The 17,396-nt window shown below is 63.1% G+C and carries 12 protein-coding genes; 5 read left to right on the top strand and 7 right to left on the bottom strand.

The genetic code is table 11. The features are described from left to right. Positions 1-72: 72 nt before the first annotated feature. From CIMIT_RS01720 to CIMIT_RS01705, 4 genes are read left to right on the top strand one after another with little or no spacing between them, the layout of a single operon-like run. Entirely contained in the window at positions 73-273 is a 201-nt protein-coding gene (locus CIMIT_RS01720) for a hypothetical protein (RefSeq protein WP_038588226.1), read from the top strand. Continuing rightward, positions 273-1,226: an Asp23/Gls24 family envelope stress response protein gene (locus tag CIMIT_RS12005; protein ID WP_051904714.1), complete on the top strand. Its 954-nt coding sequence runs from the start codon at positions 273-275 to the stop codon at positions 1,224-1,226. Before CIMIT_RS01720 ends, CIMIT_RS12005 begins: the two co-directional genes overlap by 1 nt. Then, positions 1,210-1,929 (top strand): Asp23/Gls24 family envelope stress response protein, encoded by a 720-nt coding sequence (locus tag CIMIT_RS01710; RefSeq protein ID WP_197697015.1) that lies wholly within the window; start codon positions 1,210-1,212, stop codon positions 1,927-1,929. The genes CIMIT_RS12005 and CIMIT_RS01710 overlap by 17 nt, the downstream gene beginning before the upstream one ends. After that, positions 1,926-2,486 carry an Asp23/Gls24 family envelope stress response protein gene (locus CIMIT_RS01705; protein ID WP_038588223.1) on the top strand — a complete coding sequence of 187 codons (561 nt, stop codon included), beginning with the start codon at positions 1,926-1,928 and terminating at the stop codon, positions 2,484-2,486. Before CIMIT_RS01710 ends, CIMIT_RS01705 begins: the two co-directional genes overlap by 4 nt. Before the next feature lie 174 nt (positions 2,487-2,660). Here the strand turns inward: CIMIT_RS01705 and CIMIT_RS01700 are convergent, their stop codons facing one another. The 5 genes from CIMIT_RS01700 to rpsL form a co-directional block, all read right to left on the bottom strand. After that, positions 2,661-3,356 carry a hypothetical protein gene (locus CIMIT_RS01700; RefSeq protein WP_038588221.1) on the bottom strand — a complete coding sequence of 232 codons (696 nt, stop codon included), beginning with the start codon at positions 3,354-3,356 and terminating at the stop codon, positions 2,661-2,663. A 129-nt stretch (positions 3,357-3,485) separates the two neighbouring features. Further along, positions 3,486-4,676 carry an elongation factor Tu gene (tuf, locus tag CIMIT_RS01695; protein WP_038588218.1) on the bottom strand — a complete coding sequence of 397 codons (1,191 nt, stop codon included), beginning with the start codon at positions 4,674-4,676 and terminating at the stop codon, positions 3,486-3,488. Between the two features lie 350 nt (positions 4,677-5,026). Then, a complete protein-coding gene (fusA, locus tag CIMIT_RS01690) occupies positions 5,027-7,147 on the bottom strand; it encodes an elongation factor G (protein ID WP_038588215.1) in 2,121 nt (706 codons plus the stop codon). A gap of 245 nt (positions 7,148-7,392) precedes the next feature. Then, on the bottom strand, positions 7,393-7,860 hold the full coding sequence (rpsG, locus tag CIMIT_RS01685; RefSeq protein ID WP_038588212.1) for a 30S ribosomal protein S7: 468 nt from the start codon (positions 7,858-7,860) through the stop codon (positions 7,393-7,395). Positions 7,861-7,866: 6 nt separating this feature from the next. Next, positions 7,867-8,238: a 30S ribosomal protein S12 gene (rpsL, locus tag CIMIT_RS01680; protein ID WP_038588209.1), complete on the bottom strand. Its 372-nt coding sequence runs from the start codon at positions 8,236-8,238 to the stop codon at positions 7,867-7,869. 218 nt (positions 8,239-8,456) lie between these two features. Here rpsL and CIMIT_RS01675 point away from each other — a divergent pair, with 218 nt between their 5' ends. Beyond that, the gene (locus tag CIMIT_RS01675) at positions 8,457-9,086 is read left to right on the top strand and encodes a DUF1707 SHOCT-like domain-containing protein (protein WP_038588206.1); all 630 of its coding nucleotides are present in this window, start codon (positions 8,457-8,459) and stop codon (positions 9,084-9,086) included. Positions 9,087-9,526: 440 nt separating this feature from the next. On the opposite strand, the gene CIMIT_RS01670 is transcribed toward CIMIT_RS01675, so the two are convergent. Both CIMIT_RS01670 and rpoB read right to left on the bottom strand, forming a co-directional pair. Further along, the gene (locus tag CIMIT_RS01670) at positions 9,527-13,534 is read right to left on the bottom strand and encodes a DNA-directed RNA polymerase subunit beta' (RefSeq protein WP_038588203.1); all 4,008 of its coding nucleotides are present in this window, start codon (positions 13,532-13,534) and stop codon (positions 9,527-9,529) included. A gap of 110 nt (positions 13,535-13,644) precedes the next feature. Further along, a complete protein-coding gene (rpoB, locus tag CIMIT_RS01665; RefSeq protein WP_038588200.1) occupies positions 13,645-17,142 on the bottom strand; it encodes a DNA-directed RNA polymerase subunit beta in 3,498 nt (1,165 codons plus the stop codon). Positions 17,143-17,396 lie beyond the last annotated feature (254 nt).

Genomic DNA, 17,396 nt, shown 5'->3' with positions numbered 1-17,396 from the left:
GTGCCCCTCCCCTCTCTCCATATGCAGGGGAGCCGCGCGCGGCCACCAATACCTCCGAAATGTGGTTTTAATATGAATGCTTTTTCCAATAAGGCGGTAACCGGTGCCATCATCGGCGTGGTTATCGCGTTCTTTGTGACCTTCGGCGGTTGGCTGGGTCTTCTGTGGCTGCTGCTGTTTAGCGTGGTCGGCGGCGTCATTGGCGCGCAGCTGGACGGCCGCCTCGACATTGCCGAGATCTTCAACACCAACTCCGGTAAAGGCCGTAGCTAATGGGTACGACGTTCTACCACATCAGCGAGCGCGCGGTAGAGCGCGTTGCTGAGGTGGCGGCCTCGTCGGTGCCAGGCACCCTTGCGGTGGACGCGAAGCTGGCTGGGCTCGCCGGCCGCAGCTTCCCCAGGATTGATGTCCACCTCGACCGCCAGTCGGGTGTCGCAGCGATCGAGGCCGAGATCGCGACCGCTTACCCAGCGCCAATTGCGGCGATTACCGACGCCGTCCGCGCGACCGTCATCTCACACGTGCGCACCCTGACCGGCCTCGACGTCTCCCGCGTGAACGTCTCCGTCGCCAGTGTTGAGGCCCAGGGCCTCGACGGCCGCGTGACCTGGGACGAGGTGGCGAGCCACTCCGCGTTCGCCATCCCCACCCCGATCCGCGTCCACCAGTTGTCCGTGGAGTCCCCGCGCACAAAGCAGCGTGCACCGCTTACGGAAATCCACGCGCGCTCGCTGGAGGACGACATGTGGGAGTTCAACGCCCCTCGCCCGGCTGCAGTGCAGAGCGTAAAGACACCTCGACCGGCCAAGGTGCGCACCGAGGGCTTCGCCCCGGACGCGCTCCGGTTGACCCCCGTGGACACGCCCGCTCCGGCCAAACCGTGGACGCCTGACACGCCCGAGCCACGCGTACCCGCACCGTTTACTGTCACGCCGACGCAGCTGCGCCGCGTGCGCGTACCGGAGCCTGCGGCAGTTCGCCGCGCCGATGTACCGCCGCGCCGCCCGCTGACCAAGGTGACTGCTTCTGCCCCGGCGCAGCTGACCCCGGTGCGCACAGCGCCGAAGCGCCCGTTGACCAAGATCAAAGTCAACGCGACGCCGCTACGCGAGGTTGCGCCTCCTGCACCGGCACCGCTTGCACGCCCGCGTGCACCGCGCCCGGCACCGCTCAAGCAGATCTCTATTATTCCGGTGGTGAATGACTATGACCGCACCCGCTAACGCTCAGCCCGCGGGCCAGCCGGAGCCTACGCAGCCGGTCGGCCCGCACCCGGGTGATGAGCCCCGCGCCAACCCGGCCGCCCGCTGGCTCACGATTCTCATCGCAATCGTGCTGCTCGCCTGCGCCGGCGTCGTTGGCCGCGACCTCTGGTACTACTTCCAGAACGACGACTCCTCTGACTCATGGCTGCGTCCCGTCTTCGAGTTCGTTGGCCGTGCGGTTATCGACGTCCCCGCAGTCACCGTCGGCATCATCATCGCCATCGTGGGGCTGTTCCTGATCATTTACGCCTTCATGCCGCGGGCGCACACCCACGTGCGTGTGAACTCACAGGCCTCAATCTGGACCCGGCCTGTTGACATCGCCCGCAAGGCGACGAACGTGACCCGCTCCGAGGTGGGCAACTCCCGTATCCAGTCCCGTGCGGACCGCAAGAAGCTGCGCGTCCAGGTAGAAGACGATGGCACTGGTGCCTCCCTGCAGGAACGCCTCGCGTACACGCTGCAGGGCGAGCTCCAGGGGCTCAAGACGCCGCCGGCGATCTCGGTCAAGGTGCTCCCCAAGGCACAGGATCCAGCTACGACAGCAGGCTCGCCTGGCACGTCTGCCGGGGCTGATGCAGCTGTCACGCCTGCCACGGCAGACACAGGGTCCACCGCGGTCCAGCCGCTTCCAGAGCAGACCCAGGGGGTACAACGATGAGCAAGACGCTTTCCTTCTTCGACCGGCTGGTTGTCTTCCTGACCGGCCTGCTGCTCCTGGCTGCGGGCCTAGTCCCCGTGGCCTACTACTGGGAAATCCCTTACGTCAGCGAGTACCTCAATCGTTTCGACCGCGAATCTCTCGGTTATGTCCCTGACGAGACCTGGTACCGCAACGCGCTGATCGCAGCCTTCGTGGTGCTGCTGGTGCTCGGTGCGTGGTTCTTCCTGGCTAATATCCGAAGCCGTGCCTTCAGCACCCGCGACATCCTTACCGCGGATTCCCAGCACGGCGAGAGCACGATTAACGTCGCCCGCGTGGCGTCTGCCGCGTGCGAGTTCTTGGAAAAATCCGAGATGATTAATCAGGCCAAAAGCAAGGTCGCGGTCGTGGGCAACCGACCCACCGCCCGCTTCACGGTCACCGCGGATCCCAGTTACTCCTACGAGGATCTTACGCGCTTCCTGGAAGCCGCAGACGAGGATTTCCGCCTGGCAAACCACACGATGGAAATCGACACCGTGTGGGAGCTGCAACTCGACCGCATCACCGCCTAGAGGCCACCTCGCACCATATGTGCGGCCCCACCCCAGCGAGCCCGGCTCACCGCCTAGAGGCCACCTCGCACCATATGTGCGGCCCCACCCCAGCGAGCCCGGCTCACCGCCGGCTGCTGGGGTGTTTTGCATTTCCAGGCTTACTGTTGCGCGAGGAACATCCTGGAACACCCTCTAAAGATCTACCAGCACGACCCGCGCTACCCGCCCCAGTGAAACCGGCTTACCGCCACCAGCTGGGGCAAAGTGCATCTCAGCCCCCTCCTCACAGGAGAGTATGCGCGCAAACTTATACAACTCCTGCGACGTCGCCCTTCTACCCTCTGGCCTCCACAAGGTGATCCGCTGACCAACGATCGCGCGGGATCCGTCTTCAAAACCCACAAACCACCTAGCGCCACCGACGTCCGGCTGTCCCAGGTCTTCCAGCGGAGGTGCCTCGTCCGGATCCAGGGAGTGCACAAGCGTGGCTACACCGAGCCTGTGCTCGATCCCCTCCGTATCAGTCACGATGAGGCTTCGCCCCGGCCCCACTGCGCGGAAATGCGTGGCTTTCCATGCGCTCGGCATCCTTGAACCCTCCCCCACGGGTCGCACGACGACGTCGGAACCGCTTAAGGTGACCCGGTGCTCCGGTGCAGTGGTTTGTACCGTCACCGGCAACTCAGCGGGCCAGCGCACCAGGGACGGATGCTCAGCCTCCATGGCGTTGAGGATCTCGAGCACTTCCTCATCGCTCGTCCCCCACTCGGCACCGCGATTGCGCAGGGTTCCGAGTAGCGCGGAAAGGCTCAAGTCTGGTTGTCCTTCCCACGCTCGCTGAAGCGCGTCAATCAGCTTCGGGATCCGTGTTGGGTCGTTGTAGTCCACATCGCTGCATTCTAGTGGCCTCGCACCGGTGCATTTGCGTTGCGCTACAGGCATGCGAAAAGGGCCGCTCCCCTTACGGGAAGCGGCCCTTCTACTAGCCTCTGGTCAGTACCAGATCACCGGCTGGAATTAGTCGAGGATCTTGGTGACGCGGCCAGCGCCAACGGTGCGGGAGCCCTCGCGGATAGCGAAGCGCAGGCCCTCGTCCATAGCGACCGGCTGGATGAGCTCGACGGACATGTCGACGTTGTCGCCCGGCATGACCATCTCGGTGCCCTCCGGCAGCTTCACAACACCGGTCACGTCGGTGGTGCGGAAGTAGAACTGCGGACGGTAGTTGTCGAAGAACGGGGTGTGGCGGCCGCCCTCATCCTTGGACAGGACGTAGACGGAACCCTCGAACTTGGAGTGCGGGGTGTAAGCACCCGGAGCGATGATGACCTGACCACGCTCAACGTCCTCACGCTTGAGGCCACGGAGCAGCAGTGCAGCGTTGTCGCCAGCCTCGGCGGTGTCGAGGAGCTTGTTGAACATCTCGATGGAGGTGACGGTGGTCTTGGTGGCCTTGTCGCGGATACCGATGATCTCAACCTCATCGTTGACGTTGAGGACACCGCGCTCGACACGGCCGGTCACGACGGTGCCGCGGCCGGAAATGGTGAAGATGTCCTCCACCGGCATCAGGAACGGCTTGTCGGTCTCGCGCTCCGGATCCGGGATGGAGTCGTCGCAGGCCTGCATGAGGTCAACAACGGACTGTACCCACTTCTCCTCGCCCTCGAGAGCCTTCAGAGCGGAGATCTGGACGATCGGAGCTTCCTCGTCGTAGTCCTGCTCAGCCAGCAGCTCGCGGACCTCCATCTCGACGAGCTCGATGATCTCCTCATCGTCGACCATGTCGCACTTGTTCAGTGCAACGAGGATGTACGGAACGCCAACCTGGCGAGCGAGCAGCACGTGCTCGCGGGTCTGCGGCATCGGGCCGTCGGTCGCAGCGACAACGAGGATAGCGCCGTCCATCTGTGCCGCACCGGTGATCATGTTCTTGATGTAGTCGGCGTGGCCCGGAGCGTCAACGTGTGCGTAGTGGCGCTTCGGGGTGTTGTACTCCACGTGGGAGATGTTGATGGTAATACCACGCTCGCGCTCCTCCGGAGCCTTATCGATCATCGCGTAGTCGAAGGCCTTGTTCTCCTCCGGGTACTGGTCTGCCAGCACCTTGGTGATCGCGGCGGTGGTGGTGGTCTTGCCGTGGTCGACGTGACCGATGGTGCCGATGTTCACGTGCGGCTTAGAGCGCTCGAACTTTTCCTTTGCCACTGATTGTCCTCCTGGACTTCATGGTGGCTACGACCTTCGCAGCCACGTAGTTTACATTTGCCCTGCTCTTGGCGACGCTTTCACGCAACCGAGAGCAATGACCATTTCACAATGTGCCAGTTACCTGATCCTAGATAGTTCGTGACCGTTTTTCAAACCGGCCGATCCGAGAAAATCCGGATCCACCTAGTGCGTAACGGCCGACTCAAGCTCCAACGCCGCAGCTCATACAAGCGTTGCAAGCCTCAGCCCGACCGCTACCCACCGGCGAGTTGTGACTACCCCCGTCGCCCGGCCCCACCGCTGGCACGCGGTTGGGCCGTCAGGGAGTAGCACTTTCGGGCGAACGACTAGTTGCCGTTGCGCTCGTCGATGATCTCCTGCGCGACGCTCTGCGGAACCTCAGCGTAGGAATCAAAGACCATGGAGAAGTTCGCACGGCCAGCAGTCGAAGAACGCAGGTCACCGATGTAGCCGAACATCTCGGACAGCGGAACCTTCGCCTTCACCAGCTTGGCACCGGAGCGGTCCTCCATTGCGTAGACCTGGCCACGGCGGGAGGAGATGTCACCGTTAACGGTACCCATGTACTCCTCCGGCGTCACGACCTCGACAGCCATCACAGGCTCGAGCAGGACCGGCTTCGCCTTAGCCACTGCCTCCTTGAGCACCTGGGAACCAGCCATCTTGAAGGCCATCTCCGAGGAGTCAACCTCGTGGTATGCGCCGTCTTCCAGGGTCGCCTTGATGTTGACCAGCGGGAAGCCAGCGAGGAAGCCGTACTGCATTGCGTCCTGGATACCAGCGTCGACCGACGGGATGTACTCCTTCGGCACGCGACCACCGGTGACGGCGTTCTCAAACTTGTAGGAAGCGGACTCGCCCTCCTCCAGGGTCTCCGGGTCCGGGTTGTACGGCTCGACGGTGACGATGACCTTTGCGAACTGACCGGAACCACCAGTCTGCTTCTTGTGGGTGTAGTCGAGAGACTCGACCTTCTTGCGGATGGTCTCGCGGTAGGCAACCTGCGGGTTACCAATGTTGGCCTCGACCTTGAACTCGCGCTTCATGCGGTCGACCAGCACGTCGAGGTGCAGCTCACCCATGCCGCCGATGACGGTCTGGCCGGTCTCCTCGTCCAGCTGGACGGTGAAGGTCGGATCCTCTTCGGCGAGCTTCTGAATAGCGGTACCCAGCTTCTCCTGGTCAGCCTTGGTCTTCGGCTCGATAGCCACCTGGATAACCGGATCCGGGAAGTCCATGGACTCCAGGATGATCGGGTGATCCGGGTTGCACAGGGTGTCACCGGTAGTGGTGTGCTTCAGACCAATGAACGCGTAGATGTTACCGGCGTCGGCATGCTCAACCGGGTTCTCTTTATTCGCGTGCATCTGGAAGAGCTTGCCCACGCGCTCCTTGTTCTGCTTCGTGGAGTTGAGCATGTTCTCACCCGGGATAGCCTGGCCGGAGTACACGCGCACGTAGGTGAGCTTACCGAAGAACGGGTGCACGGCGATCTTGAACGCCAGTGCGGAGAACGGCTCCTCGACGGACGGCTTGCGGGTCATCGGGGTCTCACCGTCGACCGCGGTGCCCTGAACCTCGCCCACATCGAGCGGGCTCGGCAGGTAGTCAACAATGGCGTCCAGGATCGGCTCAACGCCCTTATTGCGGTAAGCGGTACCGCAGAAGACCGGGTAGATCTCGGAGTTCACGGTGAGCTTGCGGATAGCGCCCTTGATCTCTTCCTTCGTCAGCTCCTCGCCGCCGAAGTACTTCTCCATGAGCTCTTCGTCGGACTCTGCAACGGTCTCGAGGAGCTTCTCGCGGTACTCCTCGGCGAGCTCCTGGAGATCCTCCGGGATATCGACGATCTGCGGCGGCGTACCGGTCTCGACCTTGCCCGGCCACAGGAGAGCCTTCATGTCGATCAGGTCAACGACGCCGTCGAAGTTGTCCTCCGCACCGATCGGGATCTGCATAACCAACGGCTTAGCGCCGAGGCGGTCAACGATGGTGCCAACGGTGTAGAAGAAGTCCGCACCCAGCTTGTCCATCTTGTTGACGAAGCAGATACGCGGCACGTCGTACTTAGCAGCCTGACGCCACACCTGCTCGGACTGGGGCTCGACGCCCTCCTTGCCGTCAAAGACGGCGACAGCGCCATCGAGCACGCGCAGGGAGCGCTCCACCTCAACGGTGAAGTCCACGTGACCCGGGGTGTCAATGATGTTGATCTGGTTGTTGTTCCAGAAGCAGGTCACGGCAGCGGACGTAATCGTGATGCCGCGCTCCTTCTCCTGCTCCATCCAGTCGGTGGTTGCGCCACCGTCGTGGGTCTCGCCAACCTTGCGGTTGATACCCGTGTAGAACAGGATGCGCTCGGTCGTGGTGGTCTTACCAGCATCGATGTGGGCCATGATGCCGATGTTGCGAACCTTGTGCAGGTCCTTAAGCACTTCTTGTGCCACGTTATTACCCCAACTTAAAAGTCGTCGACGCGCTGGGCCGAAACCCAGCGTGCGCCTATGGCGAATAATTTCTTTGTCAATTCTGCCACTTCTTGAAGCAAATGGCAGGATAAGTCGCATTCATCACTATGAGAAACACCCGGGTGCCACCTCACAACGCGACTGCGAGAAGCAGGTATTCAGTTTGCTTCTGCTGCTTTGTTGCAGGTGACGTCCGGGTGTCATAGCTACCGTGCGCGCAGGTATTACCAGCGGTAGTGGGCGAAGGCGCGGTTGGCCTCAGCCATCTTGTGCATGTCCTCGCGACGCTTCACGGATGCGCCGAGGCCGTTGGAGGCATCGAGGATCTCGTTAGCCAGGCGCTCAACCATGGTGTTCTCACGACGCTGGCGGGTAAAGGTAACCATCCAGCGCAGTGCGAGGGTGTTGGAACGGCCGGGCTTGACCTCAACAGGCACCTGGTAGGTAGCGCCACCAACGCGGCGGGAACGAACCTCGAGGTCCGGGCGAATGTTGCCCAGAGCTTTCTCCAGGGTGCCGACCGGGTCGGTGCCGGTCTTCTCGCGGCACTGCTCGAGGGCACCGTAGACGATGCGCTCGGCGGTGGACTTCTTGCCGTCCTTGAGGACCTTGTTGACCAGCTGGGTCACCAGCTCGGACTGGTATACCGGGTCCTTGACTACGGGACGCTTCGGAGCTTGCTGCTTACGCATATCTGATTACTGTCCCTTCTTTGCGCCGTAACGGGAACGAGCCTGCTTACGGTCCTTCACGCCCTGGGTATCCAGCGCGCCACGGATGATCTTGTAGCGAACGCCCGGGAGGTCCTTCACACGACCACCGCGCACGAGCACCATGGAGTGCTCCTGGAGGTTGTGGCCCTCGCCCGGGATGTATGCGGAAACCTCAATACCGGAGGTCAGGCGCACACGTGCGACCTTACGCAGTGCCGAGTTCGGCTTCTTCGGGGTGGTGGTGTACACGCGGGTGCACACGCCGCGACGCTGGGGCGAGCCCTTCAGCGCAGCGGTAGCCACCTTCTGGCTCTTATCGTGGCGGCCCTTGCGGACCAGCTGCTGAATAGTAGGCATTCACGCTCTTTCTTGTTCTCGCGATCCGTGTGGAAGGTGGCCGCACATGCAAAAATGAGGGCTCTTCTTCGGGGCCCTGCCGATGCATGAACTACCAGCGCTTACACGAAACCGCTTGGAGTTCGTATTTTTCCGCCACGCGAACGATCGCGAGCGAAACCTCGTCAAGGGTACAACATGCCAAGGTGCCACGGCAAATCCGTGCTAATCTGCGTTCTATGAGCGAGCCGAACCTCCCCCGCAAGCGACTCAGCAGTGCCGAGCGTGCTCGTGCTGAAGCCACCCTCCACGACGCATTCGTCGATGGCCAGCTCACGATCACCGAGTTCGACGAGCGATCCGCTGCCCTCTACGGAGCCACCTTTGTTGATGAGCTTCCTGCGCTTATCGACGATCTCTCCCCCGTCACCACCCAACACAACCAAACCGCCCGGCAAGACGGCACCATGGCTCGCTACGCCACCGGCGAATCAGGCGGTTCCCCGTTTAGTCTTTCCATCATGGGCGGCAGCGAACGCGGCGGTGATTGGCTCGTCGCTCCGAATCACACGTCCATCACGGTCATGGGCGGCAACTCCCTCGACCTGCGCGAAGCGCGGCTGAGCGCACACGAGACCATCATCAACGCGTTTGCAGTCATGGGCGGCATCGAAATCATCGTGCCGGAAGACGTGCGGGTGGTGGACGCCGGCCTGGGAATCATGGGCGGATTCGGCGTGGAAACCCACCCGTCATGCACCATCGCGCTCGCAGACCTTCCGGTGGATGCGCCTGTCATACGCGTGCGCGGGCTCGCACTCATGGGCGGGGTAGGCATCGTCCGCGCCGCCCGCGGCGCACGTGTTTAGTGAACGGCGCGGCGAATAAGCTCGCGAATGCGCGGCCGGGTATCGTCGTTGAGTTCTTGGATGGCGTAGCTGGTCGGCCCTTTTTTCGCGGCGCAGTTCTTCTGCGCGCTGGCGCATCGCCTCCCACTCGGCATCACTAAAGCCGCTCATGCCGCCACGATTCGCATAGCCCTGACCCGCTAGAAAGTGTCCAAAAACTCTATGGACATAACAAAACGGAGCTAGCTCCATTTGCACCTGCATCGCCCGTAAAACCCCAGGTCGCCTGCCAACGATCTCCCCAAACGGCGCTAGCTCCATTTGCGGCTACCTCTCGGGATCGCTTCCCGGCCGACAATTCTTGGCCGTGGAAGACCTCAAAACGCCAGCGGCCCGGCCCCCACGAAGGGAGCCGGGCCGCGGGATAGCAGACCGAATAGACCTAGCAGTCAGCCAGAAGGCTAGATCTGGTCGAGCCCGTACTCGTCGAGCGGGACGGAGGCGCCGGTGTACTCGCCGAAGCCTTCGTCGCCGTAGATGCCCTCGCCAAAGCTCGGGATGGAGTACGCGGCGGAGCGCGCAGCCTCGGTCGGCTTGACCTGGATGTTGCGGTAGCGGGAGATGCCCGTACCGGCCGGGATCAGCTTACCGATGATCACGTTCTCCTTCAGGCCGATGAGCTGGTCGGAGCGCTTGTTGATCGCGGCGTCCGTGAGCACGCGGGTCGTCTCCTGGAAGGAGGCGGCCGACAGCCAGGACTCGGTAGCCAAGGAGGCCTTGGTGATACCCATGATCTCGGAGCGCATCTCTGCCGGCTGGCCTTCGTCCGCGACGGTGGCGGCGTTGACCTGGCGTGCCTCGGCGAGGTCGATCAGCGTGCCCGGCAGGAACTCGGTCGAGCCGGAGTCGATGACCGTGCCGCGGCGCAGCATCTGGCGGATGATGATCTCGATGTGCTTGTCGTGAATCGACACACCCTGGGTGCGGTAGACAGCCTGGACCTCGTCGATGAGGTGCTTCTCCACACCGCGGCGGCCGAGGACCTCGAGCACGTCGTGCGGATCCGCTGCACCGCGGAGCAGGCGATCGCCGACCTCCACGTGGTCGCCCTCGCGCAGGGAACGCTCGATCATGGCGTCCGGGTTGGACTCCATCGGGCGGCGTACCTGGGCCAGGCCCTGGCGCTTGGACAGCTTCTCGTAGACCACGTCGTCGGAGCCGTCGTCCGGGTGGATGGTCAGCGTCCAGAAGTTGCCCTCGTCCTCCAGCGAGATCGTACCGGCCACCGACGCGATCGGGGCGCAGTTCTTCGGCACGCGGGCCTCGAACAGCTCCTGCACACGCGGCAGACCACCGGTAATGTCGCCGCCGACACCACCCTGGTGGAAGGTACGCATAGTCAGCTGGGTACCCGGCTCACCAATGGACTGTGCAGCGACGATGCCGACGGCCTCGCCGATATCCACCAGTTGGCCAGAGGCCATGGACTTGCCGTAGCACTTAGCGCAGACACCGGTCGGGGTCTGGCAGGTCAGCACGGAGCGGACCTTGAGCTCGGTGACGCCCTTCTCTACGAGCGTGTCGATGCGTTCCTCGGACAGCTCGGTGCCGGCCTCAAAGAGCACGTTGCCCTCGGCGTCCTTGACGTCGGAAGCCAGTACGCGGCCGGAGACGGAGGTCTCGACCAGCTCGTGGCGGGCGAACTTGTCCTCGGAGCCTGTGAGCGGCACCGCAACCGGAACCTTGACGCCCTGGTGGGTGCCGCAGTCCAGTTCGCGGACGATGACGTCCTGGGCCACGTCCACCAGACGACGGGTGAGGTAGCCGGAGTCAGCGGTACGCAGCGCGGTATCGGCCAGGCCCTTACGGGAACCGTGGGAGTTGTTGAAGTACTCCATCACGGACAGGCCTTCGCGGAAGGAGGTCTTGATCGGGCGGGTGATGTACTCACCGCGCGAGTTCACAACCATGCCCTTCATGCCGGCCAGAGTCCAGATCTGGCGCATGTTACCGGCAGCACCGGACTTCACGATCATCGGAATCGGGTTGTCGTCCGGGTACAGGTCCTCGACGGCCTGGCCGACCTTGTTGGTGGCGTCCTGCCACAGCTCGACCAGACGGTCGTAGCGGTTCTCCTCGGTCAGCGCACCCTTCTCCCAGTACTTGCGCTCGATCTCTTCGGCTTCCTTCTCGTAGCGCTCCAAGACCTCGGTCTTGTTCGGCAGCACGAGCACGTCGGACATCGTAATGGTCACGCCCGAGCGGGTGGACCAGTAGAAGCCGGCGTCCTTCAGCTTGTCCAGGGTCTGCGCAACAGTGATCATGGGGTACTTCTCCACCATGCCCTGGATAATGTCGCCGAGCAGCACCTTGCCGGAGCCGCCGCCCTTACGCACCATCGCGCCTTCCTGGTACGGGAAGTTGTACGGCAGCAGCTCGTTGAACATGATGCGGCCGAGCGTGGTGTCCATCATCCACGGCTGACCCTTGGTCCAGCCGTCCGGGAACTGCTCCTTTTCCACCTCAACCGTCGGGCGGAGGTGGTCGATGCGGACCTTGATCGGAGCCTGCAGACCGAGCACGCCGCGGTCGTAGGCCATGATGGCCTCGCGGTAGGAGGAGTACACGCCGCGTGCCGGGCCGTTCTCGTCGGCAGGCGCGTATGCACCCTCGCCGCCGACCTCGGAGGTGGACTTCTCCATGGTGAGGAAGTACAGGCCGGTCACCATATCCAGTCGCGGGATCGCCAGCGGCTTACCGGATGCCGGGGACAGGATGTTGTTGGACGACAGCATGAGCACGCGGGCCTCGGCCTGCGCCTCTGCGGACAGCGGCAGGTGGACTGCCATCTGGTCACCGTCGAAGTCGGCGTTGAAGGCCTCACAGGCCAGCGGGTGCAGCTGGATGGCCTTACCCTCGACCAGCTTCGGCTCGAAGGCCTGGATGCCCAGGCGGTGCAGGGTCGGTGCGCGGTTGAGCAACACCGGGTGCTCGGAAATCGCCTCTTCGAGGACGTCCCACACCTCAGGGCGCTGGCGCTCGACCATGCGCTTCGCGCTCTTGATGTTCTGCGCGTAGTCGTTGTCCACTAGGCGCTTCATCACGAAGGGCTTGAACAGCTCGAGTGCCATCAGCTTCGGCAGACCGCACTCGTGCAGCTTGAGCTGCGGGCCGACAATAATCACGGAACGACCGGAGTAGTCGACACGCTTGCCCAGCAGGTTCTGACGGAAGCGGCCCTGCTTGCCCTTGAGCAGGTCAGACAGGGACTTCAGCGGGCGGGAGCCCGGACCGGTGACCGGACGGCCGCGGCGGCCGTTGTCGAACAGCGCGTCAACGGACTCCTGCAGCATGCGCTTCTCGTTGTTCACGATGATCTCGGGCGCGCCCAGATCGATCATGCGCTTGAGGCGGTTGTTGCGGTTGATCACGCGACGGTACAGGTCGTTCAGGTCGGAGGTGGCGAAGCGGCCACCGTCCAGCTGCACCATCGGGCGCAGCTCCGGCGGGATCACCGGGATCGCGTCCAGGATCATGCCGGCCGGATCATTACCAGAGCGCTGGAACGCAGCGACAACCTTGAGACGCTTGAGCGCGCGGACCTTCTTCTGGCCCTTGCCCTCGGCGATGATGGTGCGCAGCTCCTCGGCCTCGGCCTCGAGGTCGAAGTTGCGGATCAGGGTCTGGATCGCCTCGGCGCCCATGCCGCCGGTGAAGTAGTCCTCGTAGCGGTCGACGAGCTCCTCGTAGAGCACCTCGTCGATAATCATCTGCTTCGGAGCCAGCTTCTGGAAGGTCTGCCAGATCTCCTCGAGGCGCTCAACCTCGCGCTCGCCTGCCTCGCGGATGTGGGTCATCTCCTTATCCGCGGCCTGCTGCACCTTCTTACGGGCAGCGGCGGTCGCCCCGGAAGCCTCGAGCTCGGCGAGGTCTTCCTCCAGCTTGTGGGCGCGCTCGGCGATCTCGGAGTTAGCGTCCTCCTCGACTTCTTTCTTCTCCAGCAGCATCTCCGCCTCGAGGGTGGACATGTCGTTGTGACGTGCCTCCTCGTCGACGCTGGTGATGATGTTGGCAGCGAAGTAAATGATGCGCTCGAGGTCCTTCGGCGCAAGGTCAAGCAGGTAGCCCAGGCGAGAGGGCACGCCCTTGAAGTACCAGATGTGGGTCACGGGAGCGGCGAGCTCGATGTGGCCCATGCGCTCGCGGCGCACCTTGGACTTGGTCACCTCGACGCCGCAGCGCTCACAGATGATGCCTTTGTAACGGACGCGCTTGTACTTACCGCAGGCGCACTCCCAGTCGCGGGTGGGGCCGAAAATGCGCTCGCAGAACAGGCCGTCCTTCTCGGGCTTGAGGGTGCGGTAGTTAATAGTCTCCGGCTTCTTTACTTCACCGTGGGACCACTTACGGATGTCTTCGGCAGTGGCCAGGCCGATGCGAAGCTCGTTGAAGAGGTTTACGTCAAACACGTAAATTCCCTTTCACCTCCCCCAGCTGGGGAGGATTGCGTGTGGATAGTTTCTTCTCGTTGTCTTTCCAGGCGTCGTAAAGCGCATGCTTTTCGACGCCCGCCTGGCGTCTAGACGGAATCCGCCGCAGAGCCCTCGTCGCGCGAGAGGTTGATGCCCAGCGAGGAGCCGGCCTGATCAAACTCATCGTCGTCGCCGTCGAGCTCCATGGCGCTGCCGTCGGTAGAGAGCACCTCAACGTTGAGGCACAGCGACTGCAGCTCCTTGAGCAACACCTTGAAGGACTCGGGGATGCCCGGGTCCGGGATGTTGTCGCCCTTGACGATTGCCTCGTAGACCTTCACACGGCCGACCACGTCGTCCGACTTGATGGTGAGCAGTTCCTGCAGGGTGTAGGCAGCGCCGTATGCCTGCATTGCCCACACCTCCATCTCGCCGAAGCGCTGGCCACCGAACTGTGCCTTACCGCCCAGCGGCTGCTGGGTAATCATGGAGTACGGGCCGGTGGAGCGAGCGTGAATCTTCTCGTCCACGAGGTGGTGCAGCTTGAGCATGTACATGTAGCCGACAGAGATCGGGTACTTGTACGGCTCGCCCGAGCGGCCGTCGTACAGCGTGGTCTTGCCCTGCGCATCGACCATGACGTCGCCGTCGCGGTTCGGCTTGGAGTTGGCCAGAAGGCCCGCGATCTCATCGTTGGACGCGCCGTCGAACACCGGCGTTGCGGTGAGCGACTCCGGCGGCACGTCGTACAGCTTCTCGGGCAGGGTCTCCAGCAGCGCGGCGTTGGCCGGATCGTCCGGGTTCACGGTCCAGCCGGCCTTAGCCAGCCAGCCGAGGTGTACCTCGAGGACCTGGCCAATGTTCATACGACGCGGCACACCGTGGGTGTTCAGGATGATGTCCACCGGGGTGCCGTCCTCCATGAACGGCATGTCCTCGGTCGGCAGGATCTTGCCCACAACACCCTTGTTGCCGTGGCGGCCGGCCATCTTGTCGCCGTCCTGGATCTTGCGCTTCTGCGCCACGTAGACGCGGATCATCTCATTGACACCCGGGGACAGATCGTCGTCGTCCTCGCGGGAGAAGCGACGCACTGCAATGACCTTGCCGGTCTCGCCGTGCGGCACCTTCAGGGAAGTATCGCGCACCTCGCGGGCCTTCTCGCCGAAGATGGCGCGCAGCAGACGCTCCTCAGGGGTCAGCTCGGTCTCACCCTTCGGGGTGACCTTACCGACCAGGATGTCGCCGTCGCGCACGTCCGCGCCGATGCGGATGATGCCGCGCTCGTCGAGGTCCTTCAGCACGTCCTCAGAGACGTTCGGGATCTCGCGGGTGATCTCCTCGGCACCGAGCTTGGTGTCGCGGGCGTCAATCTCGTGCTCCTCAATGTGCACGGAGGTGAGGATGTCCTCCTCCACCACGCGCTGGTTGAGGATGATGGCGTCCTCGTAGTTGTGGCCTTCCCACGGCATGAACGCAACCAGCAGGTTGCGGCCCAGCGACATCTCGCCGTCCTTGGTGCCCGGGCCGTCAGCGATGACCTGGCCGGCCTCAACACGCTGGCCAGCGGACACGATCGGGGTCTGGTTGTAGCAGGTGCCCTGGTTCGTGCGGTGGAAGGTACGCAGCTGCTGGGTGTCGCGCGTGCCGTCGTCGCCCAGCACGGTGATGTAGTCACCCGTGACGGTTTCCACAACGCCCGAGAGCGGGGAAATGACGGTATCGCCCGCGTCGTACGCGGCGCGCTGCTCCATACCGGTGGCCACGTAGGGGGCCTCGGCGCGCAGCAGCGGCACGGCCTGCTTCTGCATGTTCGCGCCCATGAGGGCACGGTTGGCATCGTCGTGCTCCAGGAACGGAATCATGGCCGTTGCCACGGAAACCATCTGGCGCGGGGAGATGTCGAGGTAGTCGACGCCCTGCGGCCCGACAACGCCAATGTCGCCGTCCTTCAGGCGGACCTCGATGCGCTCGCCAGTCAGCTCGCCGTCCTTGGTCATCGGGGTGGCCGCCTGCGCGATGGCGTAGCGGTCCTCCTCGTCAGCCGTGAGGTAGTCGATCTGGTCGGTGAGCTGGCCGTTGTCCACCTTGCGGTACGGCGTCTCGATGAACCCGAAGGGGTTGACGCGTGCGTAGGAGGACAGGGCACCGATCAGGCCAATGTTCGGGCCTTCCGGGGTCTCAATCGGGCACATGCGGCCGTAGTGCGAGGGGTGCACGTCTCGCACCTCAATGCCGGCGCGCTCACGCGACAGACCGCCCGGGCCCAGCGCGGAGAGACGACGCTTGTGCGTCAGGCCAGACAGGGAGTTGTTCTGGTCCATGAACTGCGACAGCTGGGAGGTGCCGAAGAACTCGCGGATGGCCGCGGAAACCGGACGCACGTTAATCAGCGAGGTCGGCGTGATCGACTCTGCGTCCTGGGTGGTCATGCGCTCGCGCACAACACGCTCCATACGGGACAGGCCAACGCGGACCTGGTTCTGGATCAACTCGCCAACAGTACGCAGACGACGGTTACCAAAGTGGTCAATGTCGTCGGTGTTGATCGGAATGATCTCGCCGGACGGGGAGGTCATCTCGGTTTCGCCGGCGTGCAGACGCACGAGGTACTCGAGCGTGGTGGCGATGTCCTCTTCGGTCAGCGTCATCAGGCCCTCGTGGTCACCGCCCAGACCGAGCTTGCGGTTGACCTTGTAGCGGCCCACGCGAGCCAGGTCGTAGCGCTTCGCCTTGAAGAAGGAGTTCTCCAGCAGGGACTGCGCCAGATCGCGCGTCGGCTGCTCGCCCGGGCGCTGCTTGCGGTAAATCTCCAGCAGCGCCTCGTCGGTGTTTGCCACACCGTCGTTCTCCAGGGTGGACATCATGAGCTCGGAGAAGCCGAAGCGCTCGGTGATCTGCTCGGTGGTCCAGCCCAGGGCCTTCAGCAGCACGGTCACCGGCTGACGACGCTTGCGGTCAATGCGCACACCAACGGTGTCGCGCTTGTCCACGTCGAACTCCAGCCACGCACCGCGCGAAGGGATCACCTTCACTGCGTGCAGCGGGCGCTCGGTGGACTTATCAATCGTCTCGTCGAAGTAGACGCCCGGGGAACGCACGAGCTGGGAGACGACGACACGCTCGGTGCCGTTGACGATGAAGGTGCCCTTGTCCGTCATCAGCGGGAAGTCGCCGATGAACACGGTCTGGGACTTAATCTCCTGCGTATCGTTGTTGATGAACTCCGCGGTGACGTACAGCGGCGCGGAGTAGTTGATGTCCTTGTCCTTCGCCTCCTCGATCGTGTACTTCGCGTCTTCAAAACGCGGCTCGGACAACGTCAGGCTCATGTTGCCCGAGTAGTCCTGGATCGGGGAGATCTCGTCGAGGATGTCTTCGAGGCCGCTCTTCACGCGCGCCTCATCCCCGCGCAGCTCCTGCTCGCGCTCACGCCACTCGGACGTGCCGACGAGCCAAGCAAAAGATTCAAGCTGTACATCAAGAAGACCCGGGACGGTGATCGGCTCTTCGATCTTGGCGAACGAGTAACGTTCGGGGGCCCCGGGAATTTCAGCCATTGACATGGTCTGGTTTGAGACTGCCAAGTTGGGTCCTTCCAGCACCTAAGGCGGAGGCCGCTGTGCCCACTCTGGCTCTGCAGGCAAGCGGCGTTTCCGCTGGGTAAGTTAGCATTTCGGTCTGCTTCAGAAGACCCGCCCCCAGAGATGACAAAATCACCTTGTCAAATCAGCACTCGCCGAAATCATTGCTGCCCAAAGGCCCGCTTTTCGACGAGCGCCTCATGCAAGGCGCACGCGCACACTGGAGACGGCTTCCAGCGCAACGACTTAGCCTATAGCACACTTCCACGTTTGTA

Origin of the sequence: Corynebacterium imitans, assembly GCF_000739455.1 — a bacterium.
Classification (GTDB): domain Bacteria; phylum Actinomycetota; class Actinomycetes; order Mycobacteriales; family Mycobacteriaceae; genus Corynebacterium; species Corynebacterium imitans.
Note: the sequence above shows the minus strand (reverse complement) of the source record. Positions and strands in the feature narration are given on the sequence as shown.